The organism is Caballeronia sp. LZ033 (genome assembly GCF_031451265.1).
GTDB lineage: Bacteria > Pseudomonadota > Gammaproteobacteria > Burkholderiales > Burkholderiaceae > Caballeronia.
Window position 1 is genome coordinate 754,379 of sequence record NZ_JARUXQ010000004.1, and the last position, 17,999, is coordinate 772,377.

Annotated in this window: 15 protein-coding genes; 4 read left to right on the plus strand and 11 right to left on the minus strand. The window is 64.2% G+C overall.

The genetic code is table 11. The annotated features are described in order from the left end of the window. Nucleotides 1-328: 328 nt before the first annotated feature. From QCE62_RS30645 to QCE62_RS30655, 3 genes are all read right to left on the minus strand, one after another. A complete protein-coding gene (locus QCE62_RS30645) occupies nucleotides 329-1,582 on the minus strand; it encodes a hypothetical protein (RefSeq protein WP_309926362.1) in 1,254 nt (417 codons plus the stop codon). A gap of 197 nt (nucleotides 1,583-1,779) precedes the next feature. Next, nucleotides 1,780-2,523: an anti-sigma factor gene (locus QCE62_RS30650; protein ID WP_309926363.1), complete on the minus strand. Its 744-nt coding sequence runs from the start codon at nucleotides 2,521-2,523 to the stop codon at nucleotides 1,780-1,782. Next, entirely contained in the window at nucleotides 2,513-3,193 is a 681-nt protein-coding gene (locus tag QCE62_RS30655; RefSeq protein ID WP_309926365.1) for an RNA polymerase sigma factor, read from the minus strand. Before QCE62_RS30655 ends, QCE62_RS30650 begins: the two co-directional genes overlap by 11 nt. 317 nt (nucleotides 3,194-3,510) lie before the next feature. Between QCE62_RS30655 and QCE62_RS30660 the strand changes: the two genes are divergently transcribed. After that, nucleotides 3,511-4,497: a metallophosphoesterase gene (locus QCE62_RS30660; protein WP_309926367.1), complete on the plus strand. Its 987-nt coding sequence runs from the start codon at nucleotides 3,511-3,513 to the stop codon at nucleotides 4,495-4,497. After that, a complete protein-coding gene (locus QCE62_RS30665; RefSeq protein WP_309926370.1) occupies nucleotides 4,494-4,940 on the plus strand; it encodes a cupredoxin family copper-binding protein in 447 nt (148 codons plus the stop codon). The genes QCE62_RS30660 and QCE62_RS30665 overlap by 4 nt, the downstream gene beginning before the upstream one ends. A 24-nt stretch (nucleotides 4,941-4,964) precedes the next feature. Here the strand turns inward: QCE62_RS30665 and QCE62_RS30670 are convergent, their stop codons facing one another. From QCE62_RS30670 to QCE62_RS30680, 3 genes are all read right to left on the minus strand, one after another. Continuing rightward, on the minus strand, nucleotides 4,965-6,059 hold the full coding sequence (locus QCE62_RS30670; protein ID WP_309926372.1) for a VOC family protein: 1,095 nt from the start codon (nucleotides 6,057-6,059) through the stop codon (nucleotides 4,965-4,967). A gap of 203 nt (nucleotides 6,060-6,262) precedes the next feature. Continuing rightward, the gene (locus QCE62_RS30675; protein ID WP_309820253.1) at nucleotides 6,263-6,511 is read right to left on the minus strand and encodes a hypothetical protein; all 249 of its coding nucleotides are present in this window, start codon (nucleotides 6,509-6,511) and stop codon (nucleotides 6,263-6,265) included. A gap of 49 nt (nucleotides 6,512-6,560) precedes the next feature. After that, complete coding sequence (locus tag QCE62_RS30680) at nucleotides 6,561-7,052, minus strand: lecithin retinol acyltransferase family protein (protein WP_309926375.1); 492 nt, start codon at nucleotides 7,050-7,052, stop codon at nucleotides 6,561-6,563. A gap of 461 nt (nucleotides 7,053-7,513) precedes the next feature. Here QCE62_RS30680 and QCE62_RS30685 point away from each other — a divergent pair, with 461 nt between their 5' ends. Both QCE62_RS30685 and QCE62_RS30690 read left to right on the plus strand, forming a co-directional pair. Further along, nucleotides 7,514-7,849, plus strand: a complete 336-nt coding sequence (locus tag QCE62_RS30685; RefSeq protein ID WP_309926377.1) for a hypothetical protein — start codon at nucleotides 7,514-7,516, stop codon at nucleotides 7,847-7,849. 105 nt (nucleotides 7,850-7,954) lie between these two features. Next, nucleotides 7,955-8,725, plus strand: coding sequence for a protein phosphatase 2C domain-containing protein (locus QCE62_RS30690; RefSeq protein ID WP_309926379.1), 771 nt, complete (start codon nucleotides 7,955-7,957; stop codon nucleotides 8,723-8,725). 53 nt (nucleotides 8,726-8,778) lie between these two features. Here the strand turns inward: QCE62_RS30690 and QCE62_RS30695 are convergent, their stop codons facing one another. Genes QCE62_RS30695 through QCE62_RS30715 form a run of 5 tightly spaced genes read right to left on the minus strand, consistent with a single transcriptional unit; the run spans nucleotide 8,779 to nucleotide 17,897 of the window. After that, nucleotides 8,779-10,089: a sigma-54 dependent transcriptional regulator gene (locus QCE62_RS30695; RefSeq protein WP_309820267.1), complete on the minus strand. Its 1,311-nt coding sequence runs from the start codon at nucleotides 10,087-10,089 to the stop codon at nucleotides 8,779-8,781. Next, on the minus strand, nucleotides 10,086-13,145 hold the full coding sequence (locus tag QCE62_RS30700; RefSeq protein ID WP_309926381.1) for a peptidase domain-containing ABC transporter: 3,060 nt from the start codon (nucleotides 13,143-13,145) through the stop codon (nucleotides 10,086-10,088). Before QCE62_RS30700 ends, QCE62_RS30695 begins: the two co-directional genes overlap by 4 nt. Before the next feature lie 34 nt (nucleotides 13,146-13,179). Then, nucleotides 13,180-13,932, minus strand: a complete 753-nt coding sequence (locus tag QCE62_RS30705; RefSeq protein WP_309820271.1) for a peptidylprolyl isomerase — start codon at nucleotides 13,930-13,932, stop codon at nucleotides 13,180-13,182. 52 nt (nucleotides 13,933-13,984) lie between these two features. Next, entirely contained in the window at nucleotides 13,985-15,358 is a 1,374-nt protein-coding gene (locus QCE62_RS30710; RefSeq protein ID WP_309926383.1) for an HlyD family efflux transporter periplasmic adaptor subunit, read from the minus strand. Further along, entirely contained in the window at nucleotides 15,336-17,897 is a 2,562-nt protein-coding gene (locus QCE62_RS30715; protein ID WP_309927514.1) for an FHA domain-containing protein, read from the minus strand. The genes QCE62_RS30710 and QCE62_RS30715 overlap by 23 nt, the downstream gene beginning before the upstream one ends. Between the last annotated feature and the right edge of the window lie 102 nt (nucleotides 17,898-17,999).

Here is a 17,999-nt window from a genome sequence, read left to right on the forward strand (position 1 = left end):
GGCACGCGCACGCAGCGCGAACTGACCCTGGAGCGACTCAACGCGGCTGTGTTGGGTTGCGCCGAAGAGCGGGCAGCCGCGGTGGGGAGATAATGATCTAAAGAAATTGGCAAGGCTTAAACCCTGACATTTCTAATGAGCCAGACATCGGACATTTGTATTTAGCCGTGACATCGGACATTTTTATTTAGCCGTGACATTTGATGCCGCAGCAAAGTTGGCAATGCCGTCATGTCATGAATCACGCCATCATCGATACCCGCGCATCTTGATCTTGAAACAGCGAAACGGCGGCATCGCCGCCGTTTCGCTTTCGACCATGCGCTCGTCACTGCCCAGTCAATTGCCAGTTGAGGACCGGATGCGTAGCGCCAACCGGCAACGCCCACGCGCCGCCCAAGCTGAAGTCATACCCGCTGAGACTGCCCGGTAGACTCATCTGCGCCGTGGTCAGGCCGTTGGCATTCGACACCGGAGTGCCCGTGTTCGTGAACACGCCATTCGCTTGCTGTGTCCCTTGCGCGTCCCAATACACGTTCGCTGCAATCGCGCCCTCGTTGGAGGCCGCGATCCCGGCAGTCCGTGCGCCCACCGTTCCAACGGGAATCACTGCGCCGGTCGCGAAGGACTCGCTGATGACGCCGCTCGGACCATTGCCGTTCACCAGACCGCCCGCGCCGGGAGCATTAACGCCGCCGAAAGCGCCGCTGACGGCCGCAGTGGAATACGACTGGAGGATCGAGCCACCGCTGTATTGGACAAGGCCGCCAGCCGAATAACCCGTCACGGTGCCCGTAGACAACGACTGCACGATGGTGCCGTAGTTCGACACCGCAAGACCGCCCGAGTTACCTGCATCTCCCACATCGGCACTGCTTGACGAGCGTTCGATCAGACCAAGATTGACGCCCGCAAGGCCGCCGTTCTCGTTGTAATTGCTTCCCCCGACGCGACCGCTCGACGTTGCGTAAGCGATCGTGCCGAAATTTTCACCGGCGAGCATGCCCAGGGCAGCATCGGTTGAGCTTGCATTGGTGGATGAGCCGGACACGTTGACGTTCCGCACCACGCCATTCGTGCCGATCACAGCGAACAACCCGCCGAACACGCACTGGCAGACAGGCGAGATAACCGTGCTCACCGCATCGACGTTCACCGAATGACCGAAGCCGTCGAACTGCCCTGTAAACGGCGTTTGATCAGAGGCGATCGGACTGATCGTGCCGGCCGAGAAGTCTTTGCCGAGCGCATGGTTACCCGACACATCGCTCGATACCTTCCGCAAGTCCGCTGTGTTGTTCACGAGCTTGTACGCCGTGATGTGCGTCACATCGCCGCTGTAGCGCTGCGGGGTCCATTGTGCGTTCGATAGCAACGTGCCCGGCGTATAGCTGCCGTTCATGTCGTACTGCGCGCTGACCAGCCCTGTGCTCTTCGACCAGTCGATCTTGCCCGCGTTGTTCACGCTGCCGCCGTTATCGACGCCATGCATGTCCGCACGCAGTGTGAGATCGCCCGAACCGCCCTGGTTCGCGATCGTCGCGCCACGGTTGATGGTCACGCCATGACCCGCATCGAGCACGAGCGCTGCATCGCCCTTCCATTCGATGTCGCAGCGCACCGTGCGTGGGGTTGCGCACATAGACCAATGTGCCAAAAGCATGGGCATGCGTGTCCGGATGTCGCGGTCTTGCAGCCACCCGCGCGCATAAAAAAACGCGCGGTATCCCGAAGAGCACCGCGCGCAACCTTGCACCCTGGTGCGACCGCTGCTCTCGCTTAACGCGGCGCGCCCGTCTCGATCGCGTGGACAAACTGCCGCAGCACCCCGCCCGATGCATCCGTCACCGCCCAGAACGTCATCCCGTCGTGACTCCAGCGTGCGAGCGCATAGCCATCGTCGGACTGCGTGACGACCGGCTGGAAGTCCTTGTCGGCGGTCTTGCTCTTGCCATCGCCCTTGTGCTCGGGAAACACATACACGTCGATCGGATGCTTCAGATACCGGTACACCACCACCGCCACCGGACGATGATCGATGTAATCCAGCCTGCCGCCGACCAGCGCGAATCCCGGTCCGGCCGGATCGATCACCGGCGGCGCGTAGTCGATACGCCCGTTGAACCACGGCTTCACCGTGTGCTTGTCGCTGGACAGCACGTCGATAGGACGATCCGACATCAGCGCGCGCACGTGGCTCGACACGATCTCCTGCGCCATCGGCGATCCGGTCGCGACGCCCGTCATCAGCGGCAACGCCTGGAACCACAGCATCGCGCCGAGCACGAGCGCCGAGAGCGTCGCGCCGGCGAACGCGCCGCCGAAGAACGGCCAGGGCGCGGCGAACGCATTGCCGAACCAGCCCCGGCTCGCCCGATGCACGGGCGCGCGTTCACGCTCTGCCTCGAAAGCCTCTTCCCGCACCCGCGCCAGCACCTGCGTGCGCAAATGCACCGGTGCGCGCTGGTACAGCGAACCGTCGGCGAGCCTCGTACCCAGCGAGGCGGTGTCGTTATTTTCCATTTCCCGACTCCTCTGATTGACCCGGTCCGGCACGGCGCACGAGCCGCACGCTCGGCCGGTCTTGCCCACCCTGGGCCGCGCGTACCGCCCCCGCCAGCATCTTGCGGCCGCGCGCGAGCCGCGACATCACCGTGCCGATCGGCACGCCCGTCACAGATGCGACTTCCTTGTAACTCATGTCTTCCAGTTCCCGTAACACCAGCACCTCGCGAAAGGCCACCGGCAGCGCCTCCAGCGCGCGGTGCACCAGGTGAATCTCGTCGCGGCGCACGGCCAGCGTCTCGGGATCGGCGCCCCCTTCCTCCGACCAGCCCGGCAACGCCTCGTCGCCGCCCAGTTCTTCGTCGTAAGGCGTCGCGTCGGCCGTCTGCACCCGTCGACGCCACTCCGTGAACCAGGTATTGCGCACGATCGCCAGCAGCCACGCACGCGCGTTCGCCTCGACGCCGCCGTCGAATCCGCCAAAGAAACGAAAGGCGCGGAGATACGCTTCCTGCACCACGTCGTCGGCATCGCTTGCATTGCCGGACAACCAGCGCGCGAGGTTGTAGGCCGCATCCAGATGCGGCATCACGGTCGCCTCGAAACGCGCCCGCATGGCCACCGCAGCCTGCGGGTCCGCGTGCTCGCCGCGTCCGGCCTTGTCCTGTCTCGACCTGCCTTGCCACATCGCGCGGTCTCCTTTCGCTGCCACGTTCGGGAAACTGCCCCAGGCGGCGCGGCCAGACTGCTTCCCGCGCCCTCCCTCACCGTTACGCATGCCGTCCGGGTTTTATTCCCGTCTTCAACCCGCTTCCCCAAAAAATAAAGCGGGAATAACAGGCCATCCACGCCGGTTCGATGGACGGATGCCGCAGCAACGTCCGCACACCGGGCGCCACGCTCAGGCCTCGTCCCCTGCACCGGGCCGCCAGGGGCACGCGATCCCACAAAGGGAACGCACCTGCCCCCAGGAACCACGACCCACATCGACACCAAGGAACCGCCATGAAAACGGATAGCTTCGCTCAGGATCAGCACCCACACGAAGAACTCGACGATCACGGCAAGCACCGCCGCACCGCCCTGTCGTGCATGGCATGGGCGGGCGCCGGCGTGATCTGGACCGTGAGCGGCGGCGTGCCCGTTTCGCGCCTGATCTCGTCCGCGCAAGCCGCCGAGACGACCAGCGGCTTCAGTTTCGTGCAGATCAGCGACAGCCATATCGGCTTCAACAAGGATCCGAACACCGAGCCGACCAGCACGCTCGAAGAAGCCGTGAAGCGCGTGAGCGCCATGAAGAAACAGCCGGCCTTCATGATCCATACCGGCGACATCACGCATCTGTCGAAGCCCGCGCAATTCGATACGGCGACGCAGATCATCGGCGCCGCCGGCATGGATGTGCACTATGTGCCCGGCGAACACGACGTATTGGTCGAAGACGGCAATCCGTTCTTCGACCGCTTCTCGGCGCAATACGGCCGCGGCAGCAACCGTCACTGGTACAGCTTCGACCAGGGCGGCGTGCATTTCATCGGCTTGACTAACGTGATCGACCTGAAGGGCGGCGGCCTCGGCTTTCTCGGCGATGCGCAACTCGCCTGGCTCAAGGCGGATCTGCAGGGCAAGTCGAGCAGCACGCCGATCGTCGTGTTCGCGCACATCCCGCTGTGGGCGCTCTATCCGGAATGGGGCTGGGGCACCGACGACAGCGCGCAGGCGCTCGCGCTGCTCAAGCGCTTCGGCTCGGTGACCGTGCTGAACGGCCACGTGCATCAGGTCGCACAGAAGGTGGAAGGAGAGATGCGCTTCTATTCGGCGATGTCGACCGCCTTTCCGCAACCCGCGCCCGGCGCGCCGTCGGGACCCGGACCGATGAAGGTACCGACGGATCAGTTGCGCAGCATGCTTGGTCTGCGTGAAGTCACCCATGTCGCCGGACGAACCCAGCTTGCGGTCACGGATACGTCGCTCGCGGGGGTGCAGTCATGATCTCCACGACGCTCGCGAACTATGTGTCGCCGTATGTTTCGCCGGCCACGCTCCGGCCGCTCGCCAGCAAGTGCCTGCGCAAAGCGGCTTTCGCGCTGGTCGTGAAGGGCCTGATCGGCATGGTGCCTACAGCCTGTGCCGCGGAACCGGCGCAGAAGCCGATGCCCGCGCCCGCGCAACAGGTAGCGATAGCCGCCGCGCCGACCATTTCCATCGACAACTTCGCGTTCAGCCAGCCCAGCATCACGGTGCCGGTCGGGACCACGGTCACCTGGGTGAATCACGACGACATGCTGCATACCGTCGCGGACGAGGGCAAGACTTTCAAGTCGGATCCGCTCGACAGCGGCGAACACTTCTCGCACGTATTCGACAAGCCCGGCATCTACAAGTACTTCTGCTCGCTGCATCCGCACATGACGGGGACGGTCGTCGTGCAATGAGCGCCGATGCGAAGGTGTGCCTGTTCAACCGCGCGCCTTCGCAATCGCGCTCAGGTTGCCCTCGCCGAAACCGTGATGGCCGCGCCGCTCGACGATCTCGAAGAACATGTCGCCGGGCCGGCGCTCGGCGAAGGTCTGCAGGAACAGATGCGGCGTGCCGTCGGCAAGGATCTCGCCATCGACGAGGATGCCGCGCGAACGCAACGCCTCGATGTCGAGGCCATGACCGGGCAGACGTTCGTCGATCTCGTCGTAATAGCGCGGCGGCGGCTGGAGGAAACGCACGCCGCGCGCGAGCAGGCTGTCGACGGAGGCGAAAATGTCCGCCGATGCCAGCGCGATATGCTGCACGCCCTCGCCTTCGTGGTCCGGCAGGTACTGCTGCATCAGGTCCGTGCGATAGGTGCCTTCCTCATACACCGGAATGCGGATCGAGCCGCACGGCGACACGATCACGGCCGAGTCCTGCGAGACGTGCCAGTCCGGATGCACCTGATGGATTTCCGCGAAGTGCAGCACTTCGCGATAGAAGTCGAGCCATTCCTGAATGCGCCCCGCACCGACTGTCTGGGTGAAGTGATCGACGTCGAGCAGGCCGGTGCTGTCCGCGGCGGGGCTTGCGTCCGGAATCGGCCGGAAGTCGATGTCGTAGATGGAACTCTCGCCGCTGTTCTTGCCCGGCCAGTGGTCCACGAAGTAGATATGCGAGTCGCCGATGCCCTGAATGGCTGGAATCGCCAGTTCGTTCGGGCCGATCTTCTCGCCCTCGAAGTCCCACGCGCCGTATTCCAGCGCGCGCTCGTGCGCGACCTGCGCATCCAGCACGCGAATACCAATGGCGGCAATGCCCACTCCGTGCGATTCCGCGAAGCGCGAGGCGAACGAATCCGGTTCGGCGTTCAGCAGGAAGTTCATGCTGCCCTGGCGAAACAGCGTCACCGCCTTGCTGACATGCCGCGCCACGGGCACGAAGCCGAGCCGGCCGAACAGCGCGGCGAGCCCCTCCGGATCAGGGCTCGAAAACTCGACGAACTCCAGTCCCGCAATGCCGAGCGGATTGTCGTCCGGACGGGATTCGGACGTCGCGCGGGCGGGAGAAACGGAGTCGGGCTGTGTCATCAGCATTACCTCAAAATTGTACGATCTGGTTCACCGACGCAAAGCTACCACGACCGGCCGCCTCCGCGCGACCCGGCGATGTCCCCGCCGGGCCGGAATGCTTGCGCCTAGAGTAGCGGCAGCGGGTTCGCCGTGTCAAAGCCGGAGCCGCCCGACGCGCTCCGGCCCTGCCCGGCTGTCCGTCGCCGTCGCGGTCGTCGTTTTCAGGCGGCGAGACGCTGCGCGCTCATCGACGGGCGCCGTGTTTGCGGCGGGAACACGTTCCAGGTGCCGTCGTCGTGACGGAAGAAGATGATCGCGAGCGGGCCGCCCGGATGCTGCGCCTCGATGCAGACATAGCGCGCGCCGGTCGCCTGCGAACGGCACAGGCGCACGACCCGTGCCGGATGCGCGGAAGTCGGTGCGAGCCACTTGTCGACGGCCCAGTGCAGCGAGTTGGCGGCGGTTTGCATGACGGTCTCCTCGGGTTCAAGGATCAGCATTCGGCGCGTCGAGCGCCAATCAGGCGGCGAGCGCCGCATCCATGCGGCGGATGCGTCGGGCGGCGATATAGGCGCGGCACAGTCCGCTCACGGCACGGACCGCCGCGCGCGGATGTGCGAGGCAGGCCTGCACCTGACGGCTGCGCGCGCGGCCGTCGAGGCACCACGTGACGAAGTGCTCGCAGTTGTTGGTCAGCAGGTGATAGCGGTCTTCGCCGATGCGGCTGCGCGCGCGGCGCACCGCTTCCATGCCGACGAAGGTGGCGGCCGGGTTCTGGCGCATCGTGACTTCATGGCCGGCTGCGAACTGTTCGACGGTCACTTCCTCGACCGGCCCGCGATGCAGCGACTTGGCGAAGCCGGCGTAGTGGATGACCATGCCGTTGCCGGCATAGATGCCGTGATGGTCGTAGCCGGAACGCCGTGTGACGAGTTCGGTGCCCAGAGCGGGTTCGTCTTCCTGCGCGAAGGCTTGCGCCTGATTCACTTCGATTTGTTCTTGGGTTGACATGGCTGGCTCCGAGGCTGTTCGGCTTGGCGTCATGTGTTTGTGTGACGCCGGGTTGCCAGCTCTTTTGCATCTTCCTTGCCAGTGTTTCTATGTCGTTGATTTTCAAATGGTTCCGCCAGTTTTACCCCATGTGACGGTCGGCGGATGTAGGATCGAGGCCAACAGTTCTCAGGCGTGTCTGTCGGGTCCGTAGTGCCATTTGCTCGCCTGCTTCGTGAAGCGCTTTGGAGCGTATCGAGCGCGCGTCGGAGAAGGTGTTGGCGAGATACAGTCGAGTCTGTACACGGTGTTGGCGCCGTGCCGACTGTTCGCCTGAGTCTGCGAAGCAGAAGTTGTCAGGGACCCAGCCGCTCACGCCCGCCCGTTATGGCGACCCATTTTTCGAACGGCTATGGCGCGCATTCCGGCACGGCCTTTGCATTGATCTCGCGCGTCCCTTCAGGCCATTCCGGAGAACTGCCATGGGCATCCTCACCATCACCGATCTCGCCTACGACAAGGAACTCGATCAGGCGGCGATGTCGGCCATCAGCGGCGGCGGTGCTCCCTGGGTCTACGGCTGGATCACGCCGTACGTGGACCGGGGATCGGGCGGCGGCGGCGGAGTGGGCGGCGCGACCGTGAATGTCTTCGATGTCACGAACAACATCTACGAGGTGACGAACAACGTCACCAACAACACGACGAACGTCGGCCAGATGGTCAACCAGTTCCAGAGCACCACCGTCAGCAACACGGGCAACGGGGCGACGCTGACGGTCAATCCCGACTCGGTCGCCGGGAATCGCGCGGGCTGAGCGGTGCACATCCGCCGTTCGCTGCGGCGCATGTTGGGAGACAATGACCGCGATCGCTCGCAGTCTCCGCCCGCCGCCGCGCCACCCCGAATTTCGGAGGTTGCCATGACCTTCCCCAGCGAGTTTCGATGGACTTCCGCCGCCCGCAGCGACACCGGCTGCGTGCGGCAGATCAACGAGGACGCTCTGCTCGATGCCCCGCCGCGCGGCGTGTGGGCCGTCGCCGACGGCATGGGCGGCCATGCGGTCGGCGATCTCGCGAGCCGCATGGTCATCGAGAGTCTGGCGAAGGTGAAAGGCGCAAGCGGCCTCACTAGCGTGCTGGCCGATGCACGCGCGAGGCTTCTGCGCGTGAACGAACAACTGCGGGCGGAGGCGGCGCGGCGACAGGTCTCGCGAATCGGCAGCACGGTGGTCTTGCTGATCGCACGCGATCGCGCCTGCGGCTACCTGTGGGCCGGCGACAGCCGGATCTATCTGCTGCGGCGGGGCAATCTCGTGCAGCTGACGCGCGACCACAGCCATGTGGAAGAACTGAAGGCGCGCGGGCAATTGACGGCCGAGGAAGCGCTGCACCATCCGGCGCAGCATCTGATCACGCGCGCGGTGGGCGCGCTGGACGTGCTGGAGCTCGACGAGAACACGCTCGAACTGCGCGACGGCGACACCTTCCTGCTATGCAGCGATGGTCTGTCGAACGAGGTGAGCGAAGCGGAAATGGCGAGCGAGCTGGCTCCCGGCGATTGCGATAGGGCGGCGCAAAGGCTGCTCGAGATCGCGTTGTCACGCGGCGGGCGCGACAACATCTCCGTGGTGGTCGCGCATGCCGAGGATCTGATGGCGTCGGACAAGACGCAGGTGAATCCGGGGGTTTGATTGATAGGGGTGGCGCCGAGGTCCATGCGCTCCGCATCCGATCACCCCGCCCTTCACCCCTCCGCCTCCCGGCTCTTCTGCGCCGCCAGCCGGAACTCCTTCGAATGCAGCCCGTGCTTCTTCAGCAGCATCTGCAGATGCGAGCGGTTCATCTCATAGCGCCGCGCCAGTTCCGCCACTGTCCCGCCGGTCTCCTTCAAACCGCGTTCGAGAAACGCACGCTCGGCTTCATCGCTCGCCACGCGTTTCGCTTCCGCGAGCGAACTCGCCGTCACGATGCCGTTGCCGTTCGCCGAGGCATCGTTCATGGCCAGCGAAAGCGACGACTTCGGCCGGATATCCACCGGCAGATGTTCGAGGTCCGCCATGTCGGTGGCGAGGCACGTCAGCCGGTACACCACGTTGCGCAGCTCGCGGATGTTGCCGGGGTAATCGTAGTTGCGCAGGAAATCCCGCAGCCGTGGCGACATGCGCACCGGCCGGCGCTTGAGCGTCGCCGCCGCTTCATCGCCGAAGTACTGCAACAGCAAGGCAATCTCGTCGCGCCGTTCGCGCAACGCAGGCAAGGTCAGGTGAATCACGCTCAGACGGTAGAACAGGTCCTCGCGAAAACGCCCTTCGTCGCAGAACTGTCGCAGGTTGCGATTGGTCGCCGCGACGATGCGCGTATCCACCGCAATGGGTTCGTCCGACCCGACGCGCTGAATCTCATGCGCCTCCAGCACGCGCAGCAGCTTGACCTGGCCCGTGAGCGGCAACTCGCCGATTTCATCGAGAAAGATGGTGCCGGTATGCGCGCTCTCGAACTTGCCCTTGCGATCGTTGGTCGCGCCGGTAAACGCGCCCTTGCGATGCCCGAACAACTCGGACTCCAGCAGATTGTCCGGAATCGCGCCGCAGTTGACCGAGATATAAGGCTTGTCGGCGCGCCCGCCGTTCGCGTGAATCACCTTCGCCATCAGTTCCTTGCCGGTGCCGCTCTCGCCGTCGATCAGGACCGGCAGATCCGTGGGCGCGGCCTTCTCGGCAATCTCCAGCGCTTCGAGCAGCTTCGGATTGTCACCGAAGGTCCCTTCGAAGATGAAGCTGCGTTCCAGCAAGGCCCGCCTCCGCGCACCCGGCGATAGATCCCGCTTCGGCTCCGCTGCAGCGGCCTGCACGAAGCGCTCCTTGTGCGACATCTGCATGACTTCGTCGCGCAGGGCGCTCGCCTGGCGCAGCAGCTTTTCGATTTCAGGGCGTTCGAGACGCGAGGTCCAGCGCAATGTCGAGCGCAGGATCTCGATCTTCTCGATCAGTCCCGCATACGAGATCGCCGAGGTCGGCGCGCTGGCTTCGCTTTCCGGTTGGTCGAGTATTTTCATGCTGCGCTCAGTTGCTTCTGCACGAGTTGGTAGTACATGCCTTTTCTCGCCACGAGTTCGTCGTGCCTGCCCTGCTCGACGATGCCGCCTTCGTACAGCACGAGAATCTTGTCGGCACGCATGATGGTGGACAGCCGGTGCGCGATGATGACCGCCGTGCGCCCTTTCAATATCTCCTGCATGTTGCCGAGGATGTTGCTCTCCGACTGCGTATCGAGCGCGGACGTGGCTTCATCGAACACCAGCAGGCGCGGGTCGTGATACAGCGCCCGCGCGATGCACAGCCGCTGAATCTGTCCGCCCGAAAGCCCCACGCCGCGCTCGCCCACCACCTGCTCGTAACCGAGCGGCATCTTCACGATGAACGCGTGAGCATCGGCCATCTTCGCGACTTCCTCGATGCGCCTGCGGTCCGGCGCTTCATCGCCGCTCGCGATGTTGTCGGCAATCGTTCCCGAGAACAGCAGGTTGCTCTGCATCACATAGCCGATCTGCGCGCGATAGAAACCCTTGTCGACCACATTGATGTCGTAGCCGTCCACCGTCATCTTGCCTTCGCTCGGCCCGTAGAAGCCGACCAGCAGTTTCGCGAGCGTCGTCTTGCCCGAGCCGCTGCGCCCGACCACCGCAATCAGCTCGCCCGGCTTGATGTCGAAGCTGATGTTCTCCAACACGTAGGGCGTCTCGCCGTCGCCATAACGGAAGTACACGCCCTTGAAGCTGATGTCGCCCTGCAGGTCGGGCAGCATCACGCGCTGCTGCATGTCCTCGGGCTTCTGCTCCGGCTCGATGTCGAGCACATCGCCCAGCCGTTCCATGGCGACGCCGGCATCGTTGAGCAGGCTCCACAGGTTGATGAGCCCCATCAGCGGCGCGAGCACGCTGCCCATGAACGCGTTGAACGCAATCAGCTGGCCAATGGTCAGCTCGCGCGCCAGCACCAGGTTCGCGCCCACCCACAGCACGCCGATGGTCGTTGCCGCGTTCAGCAACTGGCTGCACAGCCCCACGGCGATATTGAAACGCTGCGACCTGTACTGCACTTCCAGCGACTTCGCGTACTTCTTCTCCCACTTGAGCCGCACTGCGCGCTCGATCCCCATCCCCTTCACGGTCTCGACCCCGCCGAGCGCTTCCATCAGATAGGAACGCGCGTCGGTGCCTGCCGAAAAGGTCTCGCGCGCGTTCTGCTTGATGCGCGGCGTGGCGAGCACGGTGAGCGCTGTCATCGGGATCACGAATGCGATCAGCAGCAAGGTCAGCTTCACGTTGTAGAGGAACATGATCGTGAAGTAGATGAAGATCATCAGCAGGTTCAGCACGGTCGTGACCGTGGATTCCGTGAGGAACGCGCGGATGGTCAGGTTCTCCTGAAAGCGCGCGAACACATCGCCGGTCTTGCGCTTGGCAAAGAAGCCGAAGGGCAGCGAGAACGTATGCTTGAAGAACTGCGACATCATCGCGAAGTCCATGTTGCGCACCATGAAGTTCGCGAGATAGGCGCGGATGGTGGACATCAGCTGCGTGAACAGACTGGAGATGATGAGCCCGGCAATCAGCACATGCAGCAGCCCGACGTTCTGATGCACGATCACGCCGTCGAGAATGTTCTGGATGATGAGCGGCGGAATCACGCCCAGCACCTGGATCACGAAGGTGGCGAGAAACAGGTGCAGCAGAATCTTCTTGTAGGGCTTCAGATAGCCGACGAAGCGCAGCCACGGAGAACGCGACACCGCCTTCTGCGCGAGATCCTGTCCCGGCGTGAAGAGCAGGCAGGTACCGCTCCAGCCGCGCTCGAACTCGCCTACCGTCATCTTCCTGAAGCCGAGCGCCGGATCCGCGACCCACACGTTGTCCTTGGAGACGCCGTAGATGATGATGTAGTGATAGCCCTCCCAGTGCGCGATGAACGGCATCTCGAAGCCGCGCAGCGATTCGAACGTGCATTGCACGCCGCGCGCCGTGAAGCCGAGCGATTCCCCGGCGCGCGCGAGCGAATCGAGCGTCGCGCCGGAGGTCGTCACATTGGCGAGTTCACGCAGCTTGCCGAGCGTCATGTTGATGCCGTAGTGGCGGCAGATCATCGCGAGACACGCCGCGCCGCAATCCATCTCCTCCGCCTGTTCCACCCACGCGAAGCGCTTGAGGACGCGTTCGCCCATTTCGGGGCGCGTGTGCAGGTCGAGCATCGCGGGCAGGCGGCGGCGTTCGGCCATCTTCTTCTGCCGCTGCATTTCGCGCTCGGTGAAGCGGATGCGTTCCTCCAGCACCTCGCGCAGCTTCACATTGCGCTCGATGATGAAATGCACCGTCTTCTCGGGAATCACGAGCAGGCGGGTATCGGTGCTCGCGATCGCCGAAGCCATCTGCTCCTGGCGCATCACGCAGGCTTTCTCGCCGAAGATCTCGCCTGGACCGAGCGTCGCGAGCACATGCTGCTGGCCGCCTTCCTCGCGCACGATGCGCACTTCGCCCTGACGCACGACATAGAGCCGCCGGTCGTCGCGCGAATCCTGCTTGAGGATTTCCTTGCCTTCGGCCACGCGCTTGACGCCCACGCTGCGCACGCACTCTTCCAGTTCGGCCTTGTTGAGCTTGGTGCGCAAGTCGAACAGCTTGGCGACGAAGCCGCCCGCCGAATTGATCGCGACATAACTCGTCACGAAGGCGAGCGCGGCGGGATTCTTCGCGATGACCACTTCGATCGCGGCGCGCGGAATGAACAGCAACTCGGTCTTGCCCGACGAGCGCACCGACGATTCATGGCGGTAGTCGCGCAGCATCGCGATATCGGCGAAGGTCTCGCGCTCCTTCCTGACCCCCATGCTGATTTCCTTGCCATGCTCCTCGGTGAAGATGCGCACCGAGCCCGCCTTGACAATATAGAGGCCATTGGCGGCGTCGCCGGCATTGCACACGGTCTCGCCGAAACCGAAGCGGCGCGAGCTCGCCTGAGCGGCGAGTTCGTCGATTTCTTCGCGCGAAAACGGCGAGAGTATCTCCACCGACGAGAGGAACTCGGCGGGTGAATCGAGGCTCGATGGCGCGTCCATGTCGTGTCGCTTGCTCGGTGGGCTTCGGAGGTCTTCAGCGTGCTTCGATCACATGTTCCTGCGCCCGCAGCGACATCCATTCCTCGCGCAGCAGGCGGCGGATTTCAGCGGTCACGTCGTCGTCGAGCTGCGCGGAATACTTGGCGGTCACCGCGAAGATTTCATATGAGGTGCCGTCGGCGGAGACGAACGGCCCAAGCAGATCGCCGACTTCGGCGTTGAACACCTTCGCCTCGATCTCCGGCTTCAACTGCCCGCGCATCACGCGGCCGACCCGCCCGCCTTCGTCGCGCGTATCGGCCAGCGAATGCTCGCGCGCCATCTCGGCGAAGCTGTCGGGATCGTCGTTGAGATAGGAGATCATCTCCTTCGCGCTGCCTTCGGTGTCCAGCAGGATGTGACTCACTTCGATGCTGTCGAAGCGCGGCGAATTCAACTGGAAGTATTCCTCGACCTCACGCGCGGTGCCCACGCGGTCCAGCATCTTTTCCTGATAAAGCGAGTCCGTGATGAACACCTCGAACTCGTCGAGGCTCACATGCAGCGCATCGAGATAGTTGTTCATGTCCGCCGCGCGATGCAGTCCGCGAATGCGGCGGAACTGGTCCGCGCGGTTCTGGATTTCCTCGTCGCTGACTTCCACGCCGGTCTTGCGCGCCGCGCGCACCGTCAGCTTGTCGCGCACCAGTTGCTCGATGAGGCCGTCGAACTGGCCGCTCAGCTTCAGTGACCTGAGAAACTCGCCGACGTCGACCACTTCGTCGTCGATACGCACAATCGCCGTCATGTTCTTCTCCGTCTGGATGTGTGTCGATCTGGTGATGAGCCTGCCCCTGCACCTACCCCGCCACGTTGCGGAACGGATCGAGCCCGAGGTCGATCAAGCGCCGCTCGCGCACGACGATCTCCGCGTTCGCCGTCATCCCGTAGCGCAGCGGATAACGCGTATCGGCAACCTGGTAATAGTCGCGGTCGAGCGTCACGCGTCCTTCATACACCGGCTGCTTGGAAGTCGGACTCGGTTTCGTCGCGGGTGAGATGAACGCGAGCGTGCCGTCGATCACCCCGTAACGCTGATACGGAAACGCATTGAACTTGAGCTTCACGCGCTGCCCTTCGCGCAGGAACGCCCGGTCGTGTTCCGCGATCTCGATCTTCAGCACCGGCTTGGCATTCGCCGGCGCGATGCCGCCTATCGGCGTGTTCGCCTGGATCTTGTCGCCAGGCTGGGTGGACGTGACATCGGTGATGACGCCCGACACCGGCGCGAGGATCAGCAGGAAATTGTCCTTGTCGATGTTCTCGAACTTGATGCGCGCGGCGGCATCCGCCACCAGCCGCGCGGTCTGTAGTTGCAGACGCAACTTGTCTTCGGTACTCGCGACCTCGCGCATCGCCGCCTCATATTGAAGCCGCAGGCTGGTCGCTTCCTGGCCGCTGGTTTCCAGTTGCCGCTTTGCCTGCGTGAAGTCGTGGCTCAAACGGAAGTCGAGTTCCGCGAGCCGCGATTGCTCGACGCGATACGCGCCGTCCGCTTCGAGATAGGCATTGCGCTTCTGGTCCACCTGCGTCTGCGCGATGCCGCCGCCGCCCGGCAGCGCGAACAGGCGCTGGAAGCGGTCGAGCTCGACCTTGGCGGCATCGCGGGCGCGACGGGCGTTTTCCAGCGTGCTGCGCGCTTCCTGCAACTGCGCCTTCTGGCCTTCCGCGAGCTTGCTCGTACCTTCGGAGACGCGCTGCTGATGCTGATGCTCCTCGACATCCATCTGATCCTTGAGCGCCGCGATGCGCCGCTCCATCAGCAGTTTCTTTTCCGGGAACTGCTTCCATTCACGCTCGGCGTCATCGAGCTTCAGTTGCGCTTCGAGCGCGTTGGAGGCCGCCTCGATCGCGCCCCGGGCATTGAGACGCGCGATCACGTCGTCCTTGCGCACCGGCTGACCTTCCGCGATATACAGATCGGCGAGTTCCCCGTCGATGGGCGCATAGAAGCGCCGCACCTCGGATTCCGGCGCGAGCGTGCCCTGCGCCGACACCATCACGTCCGCATGGCCGACGAACGACCAGATCAGCCCGGAGCCGATCAGCGCGACCATCGCGAAGACCAGCGCCTGCGTGAACCTGAGCGGCTCCGCGGTGAGGATCGAAATGCCTTCCACGCCGTGATCCCCGAGCGCTTCGGACAAGGGCTTAAGGTGTGCGTCTCGCTTCACTGGTCGCGCCTCCGCCGGAATTCGCCATGGCGCCTTGCGCGCCGCCGATCAGTCCGAGCTTCGTATTCAGCAATCCGGGTTCGAGCACCATGCGCAGATCCTGCAGCGAGCGGCGCTGCAAATCCGCTTCGGTGTCGATCTCGCGCGCCAGCGTGCTCCACTTCGCGCTTGCGGCGTCGGCCTTCACCTGCCTGAAGATGCGCATGCCGCGCGTGGCGGCGTCTTCCGCGTCGGACAGCAGCTTCGCCTGGGCACGGAAGGTGTCGGACACGTTGGCCTCAAGACGCTGCGATCCGCCAATGCCGCCGTTCGTCCGGTACTGCTGCCACGACGTCTGCGCCTGCGCCATGAGCGACTGTGCGCGGGCCGTCGCGCGGTCCTTCAGCGAGACTACTTCCGGCGCGACGGTCTTCACGTAGTACGCGTCGCTGTCGAAGTCGAGCGTCTCGTAGAACGAGAGCAGTGCCTCTTCATAGTTCTTCGTGCCGCGCGCCTTCTGCACGTCGGCAAACTGTGCGGCGACGGCCTTCTTGTGGGCCAGTTCCTTTTGCACGGTCGCGGACCATGCGCCCTGCGGCAACTGTTGCAGCGCGTCGATCGCCTGGGCGCTCTTGCCCTGGTTCCATGCGTCCGCCAAGGCGGCATACTGCGTCAGCACCGGCTGCTGCGGCAACTGACCCGCGCTCATCTGGCGCAGCTTCTCCTGGAACGGCGGCGTCGAGAAATTCGCCTTCTTCAACGCAGCCGCGAGCGGCGCAAGGCTCGCGCCGTTCAGGCCGCGACGCACGGCGCCGAAGGCATCGAGATCGGCGCGCACGCGATCGAGGCCCGCAAGGCGCGGATACTTGTCCGCATAGTCCTTGAGCGTCGCGTCGATGGCATCGAGATCGTCCTGTCCGAGACTCTTCACGATGCTCGCATCCAGCCGGTCGATAGCCGAGAGATACACGGAATCGTCGCTTTGCAGTTTGCGCAGGTGACTGAGCGCCAGCCCATACGGCTCGCGGAACTCCGGCACATAGCCCGCGATGCGGTCCAGGTCGCGCTGATGTCCGCTTGCATCGGCGTCCCAGTGCTTCAGGATCGCGTCGATGCGCGGCTCGTCGGCATAGATGCGGATGGGCGCATCGGCGCCGCCGCGGCCCATCACGAACGCCTCCAGCTTGCCGATCCAGGCCAGTTCGTCGAGCAGCGAACGCACGTCCGCATTGTGTTCGCCGAGCGTCCTCATCTGCGCGATGATCGCGTCCGCGTCCTTGAAATCGCCTTTCTTCAGTGCAGCGAGCCAGCGCGGCACGTTCGACTTGAGTACGGCCTCCGTGTTGATCGCCGTGTAATGCAGGTCCTGCGGATGGGCCTTCAGATACGTGTCCGTTGCGGCGGCCGCCGCGCCGTAGTCGCCCTCCGCCATCAGCGACTTGACGTGCCGCTCGGACGAGCCGCTATAGAACAGCGCCGCGCCGCCCGCGACGAACACGGCCAGTACGCCTGCCACCACCATGCGCGTGCGCCGCGACGCGGAACGGTCATCGCTCGCGAGCGCCCGACGCAGCTCCCCGACGAACAGCACAGCCTTGCTCCGTTTCGCCTGATGCGTGTCGGGGCGCTTTTCTTCAGCGACGCCAGGTTGCGCATCCACGTTGATTTCGTCTTCGCGCGCGGCCGCCTGGTCCACGCAGAAGATGTCGAGGAACGAATGCGCCGAGGCGACGAAAGTCGTCTTGTCGCTGTCGAACGCTTCTTCGGGAGCGACCTGTGCCTGCGGGCTCGTCGACAAGGCGATTTCCGTGAGCGTCGATTCGCCTTCGTCGCCGTGCAGGCGCACCGTGTACGCGAAGTGCGAGCCGCCGAACGCGACACTGTCGCCATCCTTCAGTTCGAGCGCCGACGCGCCGAGCCGTTCGCCGTTGACGAAGGTGCCGTTGGTGCTGCCGAGATCCTCGACGAACGGCGCGCCGCCCTTGATGAACACATGCGCGTGCCGCCGCGACACATAGTTCACCTGATGCGGATAGCGCTCGCGGAAACGCGCGAAGTGATCGTCTGTCTTGCTGACGAGAAACGGAAACTGCACCAGTTCGATGATCTGCAAACCGAGATCATCGCGTTGCGGCACGAAGGTGACGCCGACCGGTCTCGCCTGGCCCGCGCCGCGTGCGCGCGGGGCGAACTGCACGCGATACGACAGCCGGCTGCCGAACGAAACGATGTCTCCAATGTGAACGCGCGCGGGTGTTTCGCGCACGGGCGTGCCGTTGACGGCGGTGCCGTTCTTGCTGCCGAGATCGGCGATATAGACAAAGCCTTGCTCAATGAAAATGCGTGCGTGGCGGCGCGACAGCTGCGCCACGGCTTCGGGCGGACTTGCATCGAACGGCGCTTCGGCACGGCCGATCGGGAACAGGTTTTCGTCGATGCGGATTTCCGTCAGATGGTCGGCATCGCGGCCGAGTTCCGGGTTCGGCAGCGGCTTCAGGATGACATCGAACGCCTCGCCGACACTCGGCGGCGGTTCCGCGACGGGATAGCCTTGAGCCATGTCCATGTCACACGCTGCGTCCAGCCGCTGCGGCCGACGCGTTATGGGAACGCCCGTCGACGCCGGGTACATGGACAAGTTGAGCCGCACCGGAGGCTGCAG